The 16,757-nt window shown below is 45.2% G+C and carries 18 protein-coding genes; 5 read left to right on the top strand and 13 right to left on the bottom strand.

What is annotated here, in order from left to right:
* Window positions 1–7: 7 nt before the first annotated feature.
* Genes R7E29_RS01555 through R7E29_RS01615 form a run of 13 tightly spaced genes read right to left on the bottom strand, consistent with a single transcriptional unit; the run spans window position 8 to window position 11,615 of the window.
* Entirely contained in the window at window positions 8–619 is a 612-nt protein-coding gene (locus tag R7E29_RS01555) for a DUF3261 domain-containing protein (protein WP_054575211.1), read from the bottom strand.
* Window positions 616–2,958, bottom strand: coding sequence for an MMPL family transporter (locus R7E29_RS01560; RefSeq protein ID WP_213906495.1), 2,343 nt, complete (start codon window positions 2,956–2,958; stop codon window positions 616–618). The genes R7E29_RS01555 and R7E29_RS01560 overlap by 4 nt, the downstream gene beginning before the upstream one ends.
* Window positions 2,930–3,550 (bottom strand): LolA family protein, encoded by a 621-nt coding sequence (locus tag R7E29_RS01565; protein WP_017634795.1) that lies wholly within the window; start codon window positions 3,548–3,550, stop codon window positions 2,930–2,932. The genes R7E29_RS01560 and R7E29_RS01565 overlap by 29 nt, the downstream gene beginning before the upstream one ends.
* On the bottom strand, window positions 3,550–3,996 hold the full coding sequence (locus tag R7E29_RS01570; RefSeq protein WP_213906494.1) for an acyl-CoA thioesterase: 447 nt from the start codon (window positions 3,994–3,996) through the stop codon (window positions 3,550–3,552). The genes R7E29_RS01565 and R7E29_RS01570 overlap by 1 nt, the downstream gene beginning before the upstream one ends.
* Window positions 3,996–5,549, bottom strand: a complete 1,554-nt coding sequence (gene hutH / locus R7E29_RS01575) for a histidine ammonia-lyase (protein WP_017448720.1) — start codon at window positions 5,547–5,549, stop codon at window positions 3,996–3,998. The genes R7E29_RS01570 and hutH overlap by 1 nt, the downstream gene beginning before the upstream one ends.
* Complete coding sequence (locus tag R7E29_RS01580) at window positions 5,533–7,239, bottom strand: glycosyltransferase family 2 protein (RefSeq protein WP_213906493.1); 1,707 nt, start codon at window positions 7,237–7,239, stop codon at window positions 5,533–5,535. The genes hutH and R7E29_RS01580 overlap by 17 nt, the downstream gene beginning before the upstream one ends.
* Window positions 7,232–7,600, bottom strand: coding sequence for a hypothetical protein (locus R7E29_RS01585; protein ID WP_054575205.1), 369 nt, complete (start codon window positions 7,598–7,600; stop codon window positions 7,232–7,234). Before R7E29_RS01585 ends, R7E29_RS01580 begins: the two co-directional genes overlap by 8 nt.
* 10 nt (window positions 7,601–7,610) lie before the next feature.
* The gene (locus R7E29_RS01590; RefSeq protein ID WP_054576720.1) at window positions 7,611–9,011 is read right to left on the bottom strand and encodes an AMP-binding protein; all 1,401 of its coding nucleotides are present in this window, start codon (window positions 9,009–9,011) and stop codon (window positions 7,611–7,613) included.
* Between the two features lie 4 nt (window positions 9,012–9,015).
* A complete protein-coding gene (locus R7E29_RS01595; protein WP_054576721.1) occupies window positions 9,016–9,576 on the bottom strand; it encodes a hypothetical protein in 561 nt (186 codons plus the stop codon).
* The gene (locus R7E29_RS01600) at window positions 9,576–9,833 is read right to left on the bottom strand and encodes an acyl carrier protein (RefSeq protein WP_025766966.1); all 258 of its coding nucleotides are present in this window, start codon (window positions 9,831–9,833) and stop codon (window positions 9,576–9,578) included. Before R7E29_RS01600 ends, R7E29_RS01595 begins: the two co-directional genes overlap by 1 nt.
* Window positions 9,834–9,848: 15 nt before the next feature.
* Entirely contained in the window at window positions 9,849–10,109 is a 261-nt protein-coding gene (locus R7E29_RS01605) for a phosphopantetheine-binding protein (protein ID WP_005382278.1), read from the bottom strand.
* Between the two features lie 13 nt (window positions 10,110–10,122).
* Complete coding sequence (locus R7E29_RS01610; protein ID WP_005388305.1) at window positions 10,123–10,890, bottom strand: lysophospholipid acyltransferase family protein; 768 nt, start codon at window positions 10,888–10,890, stop codon at window positions 10,123–10,125.
* Window positions 10,887–11,615, bottom strand: a complete 729-nt coding sequence (locus R7E29_RS01615; RefSeq protein WP_054576722.1) for a beta-ketoacyl synthase chain length factor — start codon at window positions 11,613–11,615, stop codon at window positions 10,887–10,889. The genes R7E29_RS01610 and R7E29_RS01615 overlap by 4 nt, the downstream gene beginning before the upstream one ends.
* 76 nt (window positions 11,616–11,691) lie before the next feature.
* Between R7E29_RS01615 and R7E29_RS01620 the strand changes: the two genes are divergently transcribed.
* The 5 genes from R7E29_RS01620 (at window position 11,692) to R7E29_RS01640 (ending at window position 16,696) form a co-directional block, all read left to right on the top strand.
* Window positions 11,692–12,090 (top strand): hypothetical protein, encoded by a 399-nt coding sequence (locus R7E29_RS01620; protein ID WP_005382272.1) that lies wholly within the window; start codon window positions 11,692–11,694, stop codon window positions 12,088–12,090.
* Window positions 12,091–12,117: 27 nt separating this feature from the next.
* Window positions 12,118–13,185 carry a class I SAM-dependent methyltransferase gene (locus tag R7E29_RS01625; RefSeq protein WP_005388297.1) on the top strand — a complete coding sequence of 356 codons (1,068 nt, stop codon included), beginning with the start codon at window positions 12,118–12,120 and terminating at the stop codon, window positions 13,183–13,185.
* A 7-nt stretch (window positions 13,186–13,192) separates the two neighbouring features.
* Window positions 13,193–14,437 carry an NAD(P)/FAD-dependent oxidoreductase gene (locus R7E29_RS01630; protein ID WP_054576723.1) on the top strand — a complete coding sequence of 415 codons (1,245 nt, stop codon included), beginning with the start codon at window positions 13,193–13,195 and terminating at the stop codon, window positions 14,435–14,437.
* 210 nt (window positions 14,438–14,647) lie between these two features.
* Window positions 14,648–15,388 carry a transglycosylase SLT domain-containing protein gene (locus R7E29_RS01635; RefSeq protein ID WP_081008346.1) on the top strand — a complete coding sequence of 247 codons (741 nt, stop codon included), beginning with the start codon at window positions 14,648–14,650 and terminating at the stop codon, window positions 15,386–15,388.
* A gap of 99 nt (window positions 15,389–15,487) precedes the next feature.
* Entirely contained in the window at window positions 15,488–16,696 is a 1,209-nt protein-coding gene (locus R7E29_RS01640; protein WP_213906492.1) for a DEAD/DEAH box helicase, read from the top strand.
* The last annotated feature ends 61 nt before the right edge of the window (window positions 16,697–16,757 follow it).

The following is a 16,757-nucleotide window of genomic DNA, read 5'->3' on the forward strand; positions in this document are numbered from 1 at the left end:
ATTTTTCTTAATTAATCTGATGTTGCAGTGTTTGAATAGAAATTGAAAACTGATGTTTGAGGTGATGAAAATCAATCTTACCCTCTAACTTGTTAGAAGAGCTGTATTGAATCTCAATGATCTTTTCACCGTCGCTATCAAAGATGGCGCGAGAATTATTTTTATCAATAATTCGCCACCTTACCTCATTTAACGATCCTTCCCAAGCGGAACTCGGCCAGAGCGTGATCATCAGGTTAAATAATACCTGTTCTGGCTGCGGTAGCGAACCTTGTAAACCGTTGAGCACTTCGGTTTGAATTTGTTCTCCATCGTAAGACAGTGAGAGTACTCTTGTCCCCCAGGATGAGAAGCCTGCCAGCACCACTTCGTTGTTGGTCACTTGCAGTTGTACCGGAAGTTGCTCAGATGTGGTTTTACCATCTATTGCCCAAGAAGCCGTAATTAACTGACTGGCAGACAACTGATAGCCCAAGCTTGCGGGAGTGGGCAAGCTAACTTGGGTGTGCTCGGCAATGTCGACCTGAGGCGTCGATTGGTGAGGGACCAAGCTGCATGCACTTAAAAACAGGCTCAGTGCGAATAACGTCGCGCAGCGAAAGGCGTGATTGAAAATCATGACGTCGTTTCCTCTGTTTTAATTGCAATCGGAGAGAGCAGCCAAGCGACAAAAATACCACTTAACACCGTAATGCCAAAACTGTGAATCGCGTGAGTTTGGCTGAGTGACAGCAATCCAAATGACAACACAGTGGTCATTGCCGAAAGGGTGATCGCCAATAGTGTGCTCACACTGCGGGCTTTCTCGGCAAAGAACAGAGTGTAATCGATCCCTATACCAAGAATGAGCACCAAGCCAAGCAAGTTGAACAGGTTTAATGTTGTTCCCATCGCGACAGCAGTTGCCAGACCGCAGGCGCAAGCAATCAATGATGGCAGTAAAACTCGGCAACTGTGTTGCAGACCGTACCGCTTGATTAATACCAGAAAGATCACAGCACTGGCGGCTGCCAATAGCTCCATGATTTTGATTCGGTATTCACCAAATAGGGTGGATATTTCTTCAGCTTTGTTTAGGTAGACAACATCAGACTGTGATTTGGCAAATGCCTTAACAACAACGGAGTCTTGCAATTGGTTTAACACCACTACCGTTGCCGATTTTCCTTTGATCTTACCCAAATGAAGAAAACGTACAGGCGCTGATACCGGGTTTTGCAAGTACTGTTCAACCGTAACAGGGATAAAGTCGGCGTCCATTTTGGGCTTTTTACTTAAGCCCAGCCCGGAAGTAAGTGGGCTGGATTGTGTCGCGTAAAGATCGCGAATCAATTGATAGTCTTGTTGCTGACGTTCCACTGAGCTCAAGTAGCGGCTCAGGCTCTGGTAGCTTTCGATGGTGCTGTCCGCTTTCCACGCTTCTAAAGTTGGTGTCAAAGACTCCAGCTTTTTCATTAGGTTTTCGTCATCGTCGGCGGTAACGACCAACATTTGCTGCGAAGATTGCATGCCACTGAGCGTCGTAATCAAGGTTTCTTGCTGCTTGAGATCGTTCGGCATCGTTTGCAGCAGACGAATGTCGTCATCGTAGTTCAATTGCAGCAAGAAAAAGCCACTCGCAACCACACATAACATCGGTAATCCGACTTTAATTCGAGGTTGATTCCAAAGCGTTAACCATTTCGCCAACAGTGATTGTCCCGGTAAAGTCGAAATGGAGCGCGATGGGTTACGAGCCAGTATCGGATACCAAGCCACCACGGTGATGTAAGCGGCAATCAGACCAATGGATGAAAACAGCGCAAGCTGCTGCAAACCAGGAAAGGGTGCCACTAACATGCCCAAATAGCCGATCAAACTGGTGATTAAGCCAAGTGTGATCGCTATGAAAATATGCTTTAACCCTTGCTCGCTATCCCATTCATTTCCCGCCGCAAGGCGTTCGGTTAGGTAGTGGAATGCGTAGTCGATAGACACGCCGATTAAACTTGCGCCAAACACTAAGCTGAACAGATGGACTTTTCCAAAAATCCACGTCGTAACGGACAACGCAACGAGCAAACCAATGGTGATGGAAAGCAGTGCGAGAGACAGTGGCATCACACTACGAAAGACCAACACGAACAATGCAATGATACCGAGCAGAGAGAACACACCGATGGTACTGATCTCCGATTTTGCACTTTGCGTACCAAAGTCGGCGTAAAATAGAACGCCTGTATGTGAGACTTCAGCGCCATATTTCTGCGCGACGCTTTGTTCTAGCGCTTGAATATCAGGGACGGCAAGCTGCCCAGTTAGGCTATAAGGCGAGTCTTTTAGTTCGGCAGTAATAAGCAAGTATTGAGCACCGTCTTTTTCGACGGACAGATAGCCGTTATCCAATCGGAAAGAGGACGATTGCTGGGTAACTTGGCTTAAATAATCACGAAATAGCAAGAAAGGATCATTTTGTAACTCTTGCCCAGTCACTCCAGAAAACGGGTTGTACAGAGACTGAATCACATGCTGCACTTGCTGTTCTGGATTTTTGCTTAAACGCTCTCGTTGTTCAGGCGTCAGCAATTGGAAACGGTGCTTAAAGTAGTAACTCGCCCAAGCTTGCTGCTCTTGAGGTGAGATTTTTCCCACCACATCGCGAAAATGATTACTTTGTCGTAACCCCTTATCAAATTCAGTGGCCGCTGCAAAAAGGGCATTTTTGTCCGGCGCTGTGATCACGAAAATGACTTTGTCGCTCATACTTGCCGAGACCGACTCAAAGGCTTGCTCAGCCACCGGGTTTTGTTGGTTCTTCGGCAGCAGTTTTAAAATGTTGGTCTCAATCGGAGATTCTGCACTCCAAACCCATTGTTTGAGTAGCAACGCGCCCGCTAAAACAACGAGATTGAGCCAAACCAGAGCAAAGGTGTGAGTGCCAAGACTGAGTTTAGAAACGGAATTGAGCGTCTTCGGCATCCGTGAGTTCCTGAGGTAGAGAGGTCTGGTTCGTAAACGTGATTTCGGTCTTATCGCCACGCAGCTCTTGTAGGGTTAGGCGATCAATGTGCGTTTTACCGGAAAGAGTGATGGATTGAAACACCGCATTTAATGGCGACTGTTTTGGCACTAAAACGAGCTGCCATTGATTGTTCTCAACTGAAAAATCGAGTGTGAATTGTTCTTGCAGTGCAGAAGTATCCCCGTGGAACACGGATAAAAACACATGGCTAAAGTAGAACGCCATTGGGTTTTCTTCAGCAGAAATCGTTTTCGGAGCTTGGTCGGCAAAAGTCTGACGAAGTTTGTTTTCCGTCAATACCAAATTGACTGCGAAAGGTTCAGTTTGTTGCCACAACAAGCCATGTGTTTTGCTCAGTGTGAACTGACCTTTAGAGGTTAAAGGTTGACTAAACATTTCCAGATGACGCTGCTGCGTAAAATCTCCGCGTACGATTTCATGCTGAGACAACTGCTGTTGAAGCGACGCCAAATCCGTTACGTTTGCTGTCGGTGTGGCCAATGCTGGAACAGAAAATATCAACAAAAAAGAGAGTAACCACTTTTGCATTAGCTCAGGCTCCCATGGTTGTGCCATTGCTCTACTTTATCTAAAAAGACTGCTGGAGACACAAAGCACATCTCTTGCTTTTCAATGGATACGGCGACTTGCGTTGTATGCGCTTTGCACATACGTTGATTCGTTTCGGCGTCGTAAATCACGTAATCCACACGCAATCGGTTTTCCCACTCAGTGAGTTGCGCGGTAATACGAATGGTGTGATTAAACGGAATCGCCTTGACGTATTTAACGCGCGTGTCGATGATCGGCCACATATACCCAGAGTTTTGCATATCGCGATAGCTGTATTGAATCTTCTCCATCAGCACACGACGCGCTTCTTCAAAATACCGAAAGAAGTTGCCGTGATAAATCACGCCCATCGGGTCAGCATCTTGGAATGAGGTGACCATAGTCACCTCCGCTTCTAATGGGTAGAGAACCTGCTCTTGCATTATACCTCCGCGTAGAGTGGCCAATGACGTTGCTGAATGCGTTCAATGAAATGACGCAAATCTTGTTCTAACGGGCGATCTTCAATCACAAATTCAAACTCGCTCAGTACGGCGTCACGAATTACTCGCAAACTCTGACTCATGTGGTGTTCGTCCAATTCGTTATGACGACGACGAATCTCAACCGCTTGAACGCTTGCTAGGAGTGAAGCCGCAGCAACTTGCTCTGTTAACTCAAGTACGCGTAGGCAATCACGAGCCGCAATGGTGCCCATGCTCACTTTGTCTTGGTTGTGACATTCGGTTGAGCGAGAAAAAACGCTCGCTGGCATGGTGTTTTTCAAGGCTTCTGCCGTCCAAGCTGAGATACCAATCTGAACCGCTTTAAAGCCGTGGTTGATCGGTTTACGCTCGCCTTCTGCACCAGTTAAGTTAAACGGCAGGCCGTTATTGAACTTGTAATCCATCAGTTGCGCCATCTGACGGTCCAGCAAATCAGCTAAGTTGGCAATGTTCACTTTCAACGTATCCATCGCCATTGCGATATGACCACCGTAGAAGTGACCGCCGTGCAGAACGCGCTCGTTGTCGCCATCGATAATTGGATTGTCGTTGGCACTATTTAGTTCATTCTCAATCAATTGACGTAGCCAAGGCAGTGAGTCTTGCACCATGCCAATTACGTGTGGCGCACAACGCAGCGAGTAGCGATCTTGCAGTCGGTCGCTATTGCGTGGCGGACGCTCAGCATTGAGATCATCACGCAGCCAAGCCGCAACTTGCTGTTGACCAGGGTGAGGCTTTACCGCAAACAACGCTTCATCAAAGTGGAAGTCATTACCTTGCATACCCACAGAGACCATCGCGGTAATCTTGGTGCAAAGCTGAGCTAGGTATTCTGCGCGTTTGTAGGCAAGACAGGCGAGGGCAGTCATCACGGATGTACCGTTCATTAACGCCAAACCTTCTTTTGGTTTTAGGCGAATTGGCTCAATGCCCAGCTCTGCAAACACTTCTTGTGTTGGTCGCACATCGCCTTTGTAAAGCACTTCACGCTCGCCAATTAAGGTCGCCGCTAGGTAAGACAGAGGCGTTAAATCGCCACTTGCGCCCACCGAGCCTTCTTGTGGAATACGCGGCGCAATGTCGTGGTTGATAAGCGTAACGATTTGGTTCAACAGATCGTGAGACACGCCAGATACGCCTTGCGACAATGAACACAAACGGGTTGCCAGCACCGCGCGAGCTTGCTCATGAGAAAGGATTTGACCTAAGCCACAACCATGGAAGCGTGTAAGGTGCAACGGAAGTTCATCCACAAGAGCGGGTGGAATCGCCACAGTACATGAATCGCCGTAACCGGTAGTCACGCCGTAAATAACGCCTTCTTCTTTCAGTAATCGTTCCAGAAACGCCACGCCACGATCAATTTTCGCGGTAAATTCTGGCGAGGTGTTCATGTTTGCCTTTGCACCTTGAGCAATGGCAACGACATCTTCGATGGTTAAAGATTGGGCACCAAAAGTGATGTTGTGATTATTGTTGTTTGTCATGTGGCTGATTACTTAAAGTCCAGAAGTTAAAAAAGTTGTACCACTGTAACGGCGCTTGCAGTGTGTGGTGTTCTAATCTGTGGGCGTACTGTTGAACAACGTGTTCTAGTGCCTGCTGACGCTCCTTGCGCGGTAGCGTGATTTGGTCACTAAAGTGTTCAAAGTACACATTAAAATGCGGAGTGTTTGCTTCATCGTCGCGTAGGCCGAAGAGTAGATAAACCGGCGCTTTTAATACCGAGGCCAGCATGAATGGGCCTTGCGGAAATGGCGCTGGTTTACCAAGAAAATCTGCCCAAACGACACGATTTTCTTTGCTGGTAGAAGTGCGATCGCCAACGATCACCACCCATTCGCCTTGCTCGATTTTTTGTTGAAGCAGAATCGCGGTGTCTGGTCCCATTGAGCTGACTTGAATCAAATTCAGTTCCGAGTTTGGGTTTACCGCCTTCATTACCGCATTAAATTGTTCAGCGTGTTGGGTAAATACCAAGGCGTTGATTTTGACATGAGAGTGTCGACGACCAAGCGCGCGGCAGAGTTCGATATTGCCAAGGTGCGAGCCTAAAATGAGCACGCCTTGTTTTTTCTGCGCCATCTCTTCGAAATGATGCTGGCCGTGAATGGTTAGGTTATCGACGTTAAAGTCACCTTGCCAGGCAGCCAGTTTGTCGAGCATGGTTCGCCCAAAAGAAAGCAGATGATGATAGCTGTCCAACTGTTTTGGTAGTGCGATGTTCTGCTGCGCTGCGTAGTGCTGTAAGTTGTTCAGGTAAACCTCAGACGCTTCACGGGCAGATTTACCCGTGAAGTGGTAGTAGCGCATGACTAGCTTTAAAATCAGGTCGAACGCTTTTCTACCGAACAAGCGGTAAACCGCGAGCAAGGTTTTGATGCCTAAAATCGTGCCTTGTTCTTTTCGTTTCGACCAGTGGGCATTGCTGTCGTCTGTGTGACTGTGCTTTCTGGCGAGTAGCGAAGGAATGCGCGGCAACATGCCAAAAAATAGGCGAGTGTGCATCCAGCTTATCTTGACGTTGTCCCACAATGCGTCGAAGTGGGAAATGCCACCTTCAGGGTAGATCACGCGCGTTGGAACAAAATCAATGTCGACGCCTTCCCAATACATTCGCACCAGAATCTCGATATCAAAATCCATGCGTTTGCCGATGCTGTACTTGTTCAACACGGCGACCGTTTTCGCCACTGGGTAGGCGCGAAAACCGCACATGCTGTCTTTGATAGACAGTGACAAGGTTTCTATCCACACCCAAACGTGTGTAGCGTAGCGACCATACAAACGGGATTTGGGTACGCTCTCGTCGTATATCGGTTGGCCCGAAATCAGGTTATCTGGTTTTGTTTCGCTGGCGCTGAGCAATTTCGGCAATGCTTCTAGGTCGTGCTGACCATCTGCGTCGATTTGAATGGTGTGCGTAAAACCAAGTTGGTGAGCTTGATGTAGGCCTGCCATCACCGCGCCACCTTTGCCTTGGTTTTCTCTCAAACTAATCAGTTTTATCAGTCCTTGCTCACTCAAAGCAGAAAGCGCTTGTTTGGTGTCTTCATTGCTGCCGTCGTCCACGACCAGCACTGGCAAAGCGAAAGAGGATAACGACGCAACCACGTCTGCAATTGTGCTGCCGTGGTTGTAGCAAGGAATTAAAAAGCAGGGGCGATAATCACTCACGTGACTCACCCAGTTTCATTTTTCCTGACGAGTGAGCCACCAAGGTTTCACCGTTTGTCGATGTGTACTTAAAGGTCAATTTCTCGCGCTCATTGTCCCAAGAGAGTGAGAGGCAAACGTCGGCGTTTGGCAGAATCGGCTCTTGAAATTTGATGACTTCCATTCCTTTAAATACCTTGGGAGTATTCAAATGTTGAACGGCGTAGAACAGCGCCCAATCAATTTGAGTGACGCCGGGTAAAAGAGGGAAGTGATTGAAATGACCTTGGAAATCTAAGATGTCAGCATCCACTCGCAGCGACAGCTCCGCGGTATGGTCACTCACTTCAATATTCTGAATAGTTGGTTTTCTTTTATCCATGTTACTAGCTTTATTGGAATAGTTTTTCAATTTCAGCAACTTGGCGTTTGCCTTGGCTGTTCAATGGAATTTCGTCGACCACTCGGAATTTTCTCGGGATAGCGATCGGTTCTAGCCAATTGCGCAGTGCCTTGCGAAGCTCAAGCCAAAATTTGCCTTTACCAAGTTCATTAAGCACATCGCTGCCTTGATCGTTAAGTACGATGATCGAGACTAACGTGAGGCGACCAGATTCTTCCATTGGGATCACCACGCTTTCTTGAATCCACGGCAATTGCTCTAAACGTTTTTCCACTTCGACAAGGGAAATACGCTTTTCTTCGACTTTGACGATTCGGTCAGTGCGTCCACGCAATTCAAAAGAAATACTATCATGGAAATAGCATTCATCCGCAGTTTGGTACCAAGTGTTTTCATCAATGTGTGGCGAGCGGAGCTTTAAACAATTTTCATGGTTAAGCTCGGCTTCAACACCAGGGAATAACGTCCAGGGAGTACTGGCTTCGTGCTGCTGACGGTAAGCAATGCCGCCGGTTTCTGTGCTGCCAAAAACTTCAATAGGAAGTGACCGAAACAACTGCTGGCTGTGCTGCGCCGCTTGGTTTGGCAAGGGGCCACCAGAAGAAAATACGCACCGAATCGCAACCGGATCGTGCTCTTCACTGAGTCGTTTTAGTAACGCAGGGCTGCTTACTAGCGTGGTGTCAGCATCAGCGTGATGGACAATTTGCTCTGGGAACTCAAGGTTGTGTGCTGAAAATGGACGTGCAGAGCACAAAGGCCACAATACGCGGAACAGCAAGCCGTAAATGTGTTGATGAGAAACGGTGCTTTCAACGCGTGTGCTGGCAACCGTGTCGCCCCATAGGTTATCTAGAATAGAAACTTCGATGTCGAGCTGTTTCAGCGTTTTTGCAATGGCTTTTGGTGTGCCGCTTGAACCCGAAGTAAATAGCGTTACTGGTATTTCTGCCAGGTTTAATTCACGCCAAAAATAAGGTTGTTTGGCCTCTGGCTCGTTAATCACGGTGGTTTCTAGCAATGATTGAGCTTCGATCAAAAGCGAGCTCACCAATTCTGGAACCGAGACATCGGCATCATGCAGCAACAAATCGTAGTGCTCACTGAGCTCTTTGAGTGCTTCTAGTTGGTAATTACCAGGTAATACAATGGATTTTCCTGTATAACAACAAGCAAAAAAGCCAACGGCAAACAGGTAGCTGTTGCCAAAACACAACGCAATGTTTTGCGTTGGTTGGGTTTCTAACTGCTGAGTAAGTGTTGCGACGTGCTGCTGGAAATCACCCCACGTGATAACCGTGTCGCGATCGTAAGAGACTGGGGATTGCTCAGACCTCTCTGCGATGAACAAGGTCGCAAGGGAGGTAAAGCTCGAATACGTTGTATTCATACGATTAGTGTTCCTTTCGAACAAATTGACGCACGATCCACTCTCCGGCGAACAAGCTACCAGCAAGTAAGTAGCTAATCAGACCGTTATACAGCGTCCATATTTTTACTGGCAGGAAACAGGTATAGAGGGCAAAAACGGCATTCAGTACAAAAAAAACGCACCAAACCATCGTTACTTTGCGAGTGTAAGCAACGCCGCTTGGCGGTAGTTCTGGTTCTTGTAAACGCGCGAGCCTCTCTATGATCGATTGCGGCTGTTTTAAGCTCAGTCCAAATACACACAGCATACATACATTGACAACGACAGGGTAAAACTGAAGCCACCCATGTTGTTTAAACACCATGCCAAGCGTAATTAGGACAATGCCAACAGCGCCCGTAACGAGCGCCAAGAACTTAAACTCTTTTAGTGGGGTCTTATTTGCGACGAAAACACGCAAAAGTAACGCAGCAATTAACAAGCCCCCAACTAAGTTCAAGCCAAATTTATCTATACCGAAATAGACGGCGAAGGGGTAGGCAAACAGTACAATTGCAGACAGACCAGTCAGCAATTGGCGCATTAACTTTCCTTCAATAACTCAGTAACAGCGTTAACCACATCGTCGACGGTTCTTACTGTACTAAACTCTGCCGGCTTGATTTTTTTGCCAGTGACATTCTGTAGGTGTACGACCAAATCAACGGCGTCAATGCTATCAAGATCGAGATCTTGGTATAAGTGCGCATCTGATTGAATGTCGGCTGCATCAATTTCGAACAGCTCAACAAGCGCATCTTTAACTTGTTCAAATACTTGATCTTTATTTACATCAGTCATGAATATACCTACAACTTATTCATTAGTTTGAGAAGAAACGTATTTCGCTAGATTTGCTACAGACGCAAAGTGTTCGCGCGTATTTGAGTCGTCGGCATCAATAACGATGTTGTATTGTTTTTTTATTGCGAGTCCAAGCTCAAGCGCGTCGATAGAATCTAAGCCAAGTCCATCACCAAAAAGTGGTGCATCCGTTTCAATATCATCTACGGTTAAATCTTCAAGGTTTAAAGCATCAATAATAAGTTGCTTAATGTCGTTGTGTAACTGTTCCACTGGGACCTGCTTATTAATAAAAGTTTTCTGGAAAAATGTTTTCAGCTAGGTGCTGTTGTAAGCGTCGCGCCGCTATTGTCGGCGACGTAGTTTGCTTTATAAAGGGGGTAATCTCAACTTTATCCTTAACTTCAACCCTGAAAAAGGGCTTTGTTGCCGGTACTTGATACCATTTTTTCTCTTTTGTGAGGAAACTTGGCGTTACCGTAATATGGACAACTCTTAAATCTCGTTCTGTTCTTACCGCAATTTGTGCTGCACCGCGTTGTAATTTCGGCTCTACACCTGGTGTTGTTCTTGTTCCTTCAGGAAATATAAGCAACACGTTGCCTTTGTTAAATCGTTCATCACAAAGTGCTAATAAATCATCCGGTGCTTCATTGGGAATATATCCGGCTGCTTTTACGATGTGCTTCATAAAAGGATTCGACCATATTGCCGATTTTACTAAACAGTCGCAGCGATTTAATTGTGAAGCAATGAGAACGTAATCGATTAAACTAGGGTGGTTGGCAACAATTAAACAATTACGATCTTGTTGAAGAATATCGGCACCAATAATTTGATAATCGATTGCGCCACTTAGCTTCATCAATTTACAAAATGTGTTGAATGAATATCGAATCGCACCCTGAACTTTATATTCGCGTTCCGTTTGGTCTGAAACAAAAATACGAATGGTCGGAATAACAATGAAACTCAGTACTAAACCACCTAACCCAAATACTGAAAAACAAAAGCCTGTTGCTAGCACACGCCAATACTGATTTAAGCGAGTCATTTTTTGTGCCATTCCCAAGCTTGTTGCGGAGCGAAAATAGTCCACTGGCTTTTATCTAACAAGTATTGTTGCAAAAATACTAAACCTTGAGGAAGAGGATGACCGGAACGTTCTGCGTTTATGGAGCTTTGTATCGCGAACTTGTCTCCATGAGAAAGTATTAAGCCAAGTCCAAACCCTTGGTATTGTTGGTTTTCATATTCTAAATAAGAGTCAGGCATAGGCTCATCAAAATCAACAAGCAGTACTTTTTTGTCAGGATTGTCGGACAAAAACAGCCATGCTTCTAATATTGCGCTTTGGAATGTGTTTTCTGCCGCAGCGATAGAAGTTAGGGGAATGGGTTGTTTAGTTGCGATAGTGGCAAGCCCTGCGGCGGTATTGTGCACCGATTGAGAAAAAGCCATCGGAGACGCCTCTTCTCCATTAATTATATCTTCAACTAGTGCGACGCTGCGATGCAGTTCACCATGACGGCTTGAAAATACAAGGTAATCAACTTGATGTTGATTAAGCATTTCGATTGCAGTTTGTACCGCCAGTTTACTGAGTGGGCTCATTCTTCTGCGCATCATCGCAGGAATATTTGCAATATTGATTTTGCCATCTTCTGGCCATTTTATCTCTGTTGCCCATTGTTTCCATTCATTGGATTCGGATAAACCGAATGAATTCGCTGTCCACGCATCAATATTGAACGAAATGTTGATCTTCGAGTTTGGCATATTGGGTTAAATTGTTTATTTTACAGCTCGATACAAATTGGGGTTGACCCAAATTCACAATAAAAAGGAAATTATCATGTCGCGTTTTAAGCTGTATGTCTCGTTATTATTAACTTTGCTTCTTGTTGGTTGTGGACGAGTACAACCTGTAATGAATGTGGAGGATACTCCAGTTGCTTATGATCTTCAAAATAAACAAGTAAAAATGGCCATAGTGCAATCAGCAACTAACCGAGGCTGGACGATCGAAGAAGTAAGCCCTGGTGTTCTTATTGCAAAAATCCACGTTCGTAAACACTCTGCAGAAGTAAAAATCCCATACAATAATAAATATTACTCAATTATTTATCTCAACTCAGTAAATCTCAAAGCAAGTGATGGCAAAATCCACCGCAATTACAATCGTTGGGTAAACAACTTGAATGTTGATATTCAGCGAGCTATTGCATTGTTGGGCAATCAATCTCAACAATAAAACTATTAATTGCAGTTAGGTTTTTCCGTGTTAAATCAAAATAATGACCCTTTTAATGCTTTTGAAGCGAAGACAGAAGCTCAGAAGTTATCTTTTGCACCAATCGTGTTCCAGACCGCCAAAACGCTTCGAGATTTAGGTATTTTAGCCGCTTTAGACAGCGCTGGCGCTCAAGGCATGAGTGCTACAGATATTGCCGAGAAAACGGGAGTATCAGAATATGGTGTTAAAGTACTGTTGGATATGGCGATTAGTGCGCATATTGTTTTATGGGAACGACCTAACTATTCGCTTGCAAACCTTGGTTTTTACCTTCTTCATGATGGTATGACGAATGCAAACATGGATTTTACGGCAGATGTTTGTTACGCCGCGATGATGCATTTGACGGAAGCAATTCAAGAAGGTAAACCGTCTGGTTTGAAAGAGTTGGGCAATTGGGAGACCATCTATCAAGGTCTATCGACGTTACCAGAACAAGCCAAACAGAGCTGGTTTAAGTTCGATCATTTCTATTCGGATCGCTCGTTCCCACTTCTGCTTAAAGAAGTATTTGCAAGCAAGCCAAAGCATCTTGTGGATATTGGCGGAAATACGGGAAAATGGGCGATTCAGTGTTGTAAACATGACCCTGACGTTCAAGTGACGATTGTTGATTTACCACAGCAATTAGAAGTAGCGATGAAGAATGTTTCAGAAAACCAGTTCGTCGAGCGTGTACGTCCATACCCTGCAAACATGCTGGATAAAGCACAAACATTGCCTGGACACGCTGACGTATGGTGGATGAGCCAGTTCTTGGATTGCTTTTCCCCAATTGAGATCCTCAATATCCTTAAAAAAGTTAAAGCCCAGTTAACGAAGGGAGATACTATTTACGTATTGGAGCTGTTTTGGGATGCTCAAAAATACGCGGGAGCTTCCTATAGCCTTAATGCCACTTCTCTTTATTTTACCTGTTTAGCTAACGGTAATAGTCGCTTTTATCGCAGTGATGATTTCTTAGAAATTGTCGAAGCGGCAGGTTTATCTGTCGTTGAAAGAACCGACAATATTGGCCTTGGTCATACCTTATTAAAACTACAAGCAAACTAAATTCAGAATGAAAACAGAGCTCAAGCAAGTTGTTGTCGTAGGAGCGGGGCCATCAGGTTCAACCGTTTCTGCCTTATTAAAATCGCGTGGCATAGATGTTGTTGTCTTAGAAAAAGCGACTTTTCCACGCTTTTCTATAGGAGAAAGCCTGCTCCCTGCATGTATGGAAGTTGTTGAACAAGCAGGAATGACCAATGCAGTAAAGCAGTTTGGCTTCCAGTATAAAGATGGTGCTGCATTTCGTCGTAATGGCGTATACACCCAGTTCGACTTTACAAACAAATACACGCCAGGACCGGGCACGACGTTTCAGGTTCAACGTGCCAACTTTGATAAAGTATTGGCAGATAGCGCTGAAGAGCAAGGCGTAGAGATTCGCTATCAGCATGAGCTGCTCAACCTAGTGTTTGAAGGGAAAAAGTCTCGATTAGAAGTGCTCGACTCAAATAAGAAGGCTTATCAAATCGAAGCAGATTTTGTGTTGGATGCAAGTGGCTTTGGGCGTGTTTTGCCACGCTTGTTGGAGCTAGAAGAACCTTCTTGTCTTCCGCCTAGAAAAGCGATCTTTACCCATATCGAAGATCATATCTCTCCCCAAGAGCCGGAATACGATCGCAACAAAATTTTAATTTCAGTTCATCCTGAAAATCACGACGTATGGTACTGGCTAATCCCATTCTCTAATGGTACTTGTTCGTTTGGTGTGGTGGGTGAGCCAGAATTTTTCGAACAATACCCAGAAGATAAGATTGCAGCGTTGCAGCAGTTAGCCAATGAAGAGCCGGGTTTGGCTTCTTTGTTGCGAAATGCGAATTACCCGAATCCAGCAGGCGAGTTGGGTGGCTATTCTGCTAACGTCAAACGTTTAGCGACAGAGCACTACGCGTTGCTTGGTAATGCAGGTGAGTTTCTTGATCCTGTATTTTCATCGGGTGTCACTATCGCCATGAAATCGGCAGAGTTTGCAGCGGACTGCGTGGTTCGTCAGCTGAATGGTGAAAAGGTTGATTGGCAAGAAGAGTACTCGCAACGCTTAATGGTGGGAGTGAACACATTCCGCACTTATGTGGAAGGCTGGTACAACGGCACGTTGCAAGATGTGATTTTCTATCAAAAACCGAACCCACGTATTAAACAGATGATTAGTGCGATTTTGGCTGGATATGCTTGGGATACGAATAATCCTTACGTAAAACAAAGTGAGCAGCGTTTGTCGACGCTTGCAGAACTGGTTCGGGAAGCTGAACTGTAAGAATATACATTCGCTTATCCGAGAATCAGTAAACCTAGGTCTTACCAAAAAATTGGTAAGACCTTTTTAATGCCTCTTTACTTTTACTTCTAGCGTGTTGGAGACACATTGACCACTTACATCGGTGTGTATCGAATTTGAGAATTTTTATGGTGACATTGATCACGTCTAGAGTTCCTGTTGCTGATATTTATATTAAATTTGTAGGAAATGGATTACATTCTGGGAGTGTTCCCTACATCCGGCTTCGTTGTGAAAACGGTTTATAAGCAACTGTATAAGTTAGTAAAGTTCCAAAAACTACATCAAAAAAAAGACAAGTTTCTTACCAAATCAATTCGCTTGGTGAGTTCGAGCCATCGACTACGCCAAACGCTTCCTCTACTTTCTAAAATTGTCGAAGAACATGACGCATCAACGGTCTCTTCGATTGCAGATCCCGAGAACGCGGTAGCGTGGGGAGGTAAAGTTTCTCCAGAGTTCAAATCTAAAGTCATCCGTATTAGTAAAGAGCTAAAGATCAATCCTAATCATCTTATGGCGTGCATGGCATTTGAAACTGCTGAAACTTTCAGTCCAAGCATCAAAAATGGTTCCGGAAGCGGGGCTACAGGGTTAATTCAATTTATGCCCTCTACCGCAGAGTCATTAGGAGTGAACACAAAGACTCTTGCGAGAATGAGCGCGCTTGAACAACTTGACTATGTGAAAGCGTACTATTGGCCCTATCGAAATAAAATTAATAGCCTAGAAGATGCTTACATGGCCATTCTCTACCCTGCTGCGATTGGCAAACCGCCGTCTTTCGTTTTGTTCAGACAAGGCTCAATTGCCTATCGACAGAATGCAGGTATCGACCGCCACAACACGGGGAAAATCACGCTTAATGATGTTTCCTACAAAGTGAGGAAAAAACTAGAAAAAGGTTTGCAGCCCAATTTCATGGGCTAAGATTGTGTCATGTTCCTAGTTTTTCGCGCATGAATCCTTCTGTTACTTCACGGGGATTCTGATACACTACGCGCCCATTTCCTCTGTTGAGACCTTTCTATGCCATTTTCTAAGCTTGGTTTAAGCGCATCGATTGCTGATGCAGTAAAAGCGCTAGGTTATGAAAACCCCACTTCTATCCAACAAAAAGCCATTCCAATCGTATTGCGTGGCCGCAATTTAATTGCAGCAGCGCAAACGGGCACAGGTAAAACGGCCAGTTTTGTTCTGCCAATCTTAGAAAAGCTTAGTCGAGGCGAAACGCAACGTAAAAAACGCGCTCGTGCGATTATCCTAACGCCAACACGCGAACTTGCGCTTCAGGTTCATCAAAGTATTGAAGCTTATGGTAAAAACTTACCATTACGCTCAATGGCGATGTTTGGTGGTGTGGATTATGCACCACAAAAACAAGCCTTGATCGAGGGTGTCGATATTGTGGTAAGCACGCCTGGGCGCTTGATTGATCTGTACGGTCAACGCGCGATTCACTTTGATGAAGTGGAAATGCTAGTGCTTGATGAAGCCGACAAAATGTTGGATATGGGATTCATCGATGCGATCGACAAAATCGTCGACTGTATGCCAGAACATGTGCAAAGTTTGCTGTTCTCAGCGACGTTATCTAACCCTGTTCGTGACTTGGCGAAAAATGCGATTATTGATCCTGAAGAGATCACGATTGCAAAGCACAGTGCCTCAAAATCAAATATTAAACAGTGGATCACGGCCGTCGATAAAGACATGAAGTCGTCGCTGTTAAGTCACTTGCTTAAAGAAAATGACTGGTCGCAAGTACTGGTATTTATTGAAACTAAACACGGTGTAGCCAAACTGGTAAGCCAACTTGAGAAACGTGGCATTGTGGCAGAAGCATTCCACAGTGGCCGTAATCAGCGTGTTCGCCAGGAATTAATAGAAAAGTTTAAAGCGGGTGAAATCCAGTACTTAGTCGCAACCGGCGTTGCTGCGCGCGGTATTGATATTGATAATCTGCCAGTTGTCATCAACTACGATTTACCTTACCCAGCGGATGAGTATGTACATCGTATTGGTCGTACAGGTCGTGCTGGCGCGAAAGGTGAGGCGATATCACTGGTTTCAAAAGACGACTTTAAGAACCTCTGCATGATTGAAAGTCGTTTAGGGCACTTGCTAGAGCGAGTGGAAATTGAAGGTTTTGCGCCAAGAAAGCCAGTACCAATTTCAATTTTAAATTACGTGCCTAAGAATAAACGTAAACCGCACGATAAGCGCGAATCAAAATAGCCAGTTTATCCCATGATCTAAAAGCCGCATTCTTGCGGCTTTTTGCGTTTTTAGGCATCCA

Origin of the sequence: Vibrio sp. Vb1729 (assembly GCF_033338655.1) — a bacterium.
GTDB lineage: Bacteria > Pseudomonadota > Gammaproteobacteria > Enterobacterales > Vibrionaceae > Vibrio > Vibrio alginolyticus.

Bases quoted from the DNA above. Each gene is read 5' to 3' on its own strand.
- hutH (WP_017448720.1), bottom strand. From the start codon at position 5,549: ATGACAAACAACAATAATCACAACATCACTTTTGGTGCCCAATCTTTA.
- R7E29_RS01600 (WP_025766966.1), bottom strand. From the start codon at position 9,833: ATGACTGATGTAAATAAAGATCAAGTATTTGAACAAGTTAAAGATGCG.
- R7E29_RS01610 (WP_005388305.1), bottom strand. From the start codon at position 10,890: ATGACTCGCTTAAATCAGTATTGGCGTGTGCTAGCAACAGGCTTTTGT.
- R7E29_RS01640 (WP_213906492.1), top strand. From the start codon at position 15,488: ATGCCATTTTCTAAGCTTGGTTTAAGCGCATCGATTGCTGATGCAGTA.
- R7E29_RS01560 (WP_213906495.1), bottom strand. From the start codon at position 2,958: ATGCCGAAGACGCTCAATTCCGTTTCTAAACTCAGTCTTGGCACTCAC.
- R7E29_RS01565 (WP_017634795.1), bottom strand. From the start codon at position 3,550: ATGCAAAAGTGGTTACTCTCTTTTTTGTTGATATTTTCTGTTCCAGCA.
- R7E29_RS01570 (WP_213906494.1), bottom strand. From the start codon at position 3,996: ATGCAAGAGCAGGTTCTCTACCCATTAGAAGCGGAGGTGACTATGGTC.
- R7E29_RS01620 (WP_005382272.1), top strand. From the start codon at position 11,692: ATGTCGCGTTTTAAGCTGTATGTCTCGTTATTATTAACTTTGCTTCTT.
- R7E29_RS01585 (WP_054575205.1), bottom strand. From the start codon at position 7,600: ATGGATAAAAGAAAACCAACTATTCAGAATATTGAAGTGAGTGACCAT.
- R7E29_RS01555 (WP_054575211.1), bottom strand. From the start codon at position 619: ATGATTTTCAATCACGCCTTTCGCTGCGCGACGTTATTCGCACTGAGC.
- R7E29_RS01635 (WP_081008346.1), top strand. From the start codon at position 14,648: ATGGATTACATTCTGGGAGTGTTCCCTACATCCGGCTTCGTTGTGAAA.
- R7E29_RS01630 (WP_054576723.1), top strand. From the start codon at position 13,193: ATGAAAACAGAGCTCAAGCAAGTTGTTGTCGTAGGAGCGGGGCCATCA.
- R7E29_RS01590 (WP_054576720.1), bottom strand. From the start codon at position 9,011: ATGAATACAACGTATTCGAGCTTTACCTCCCTTGCGACCTTGTTCATC.
- R7E29_RS01595 (WP_054576721.1), bottom strand. From the start codon at position 9,576: ATGCGCCAATTGCTGACTGGTCTGTCTGCAATTGTACTGTTTGCCTAC.
- R7E29_RS01615 (WP_054576722.1), bottom strand. From the start codon at position 11,615: ATGCCAAACTCGAAGATCAACATTTCGTTCAATATTGATGCGTGGACA.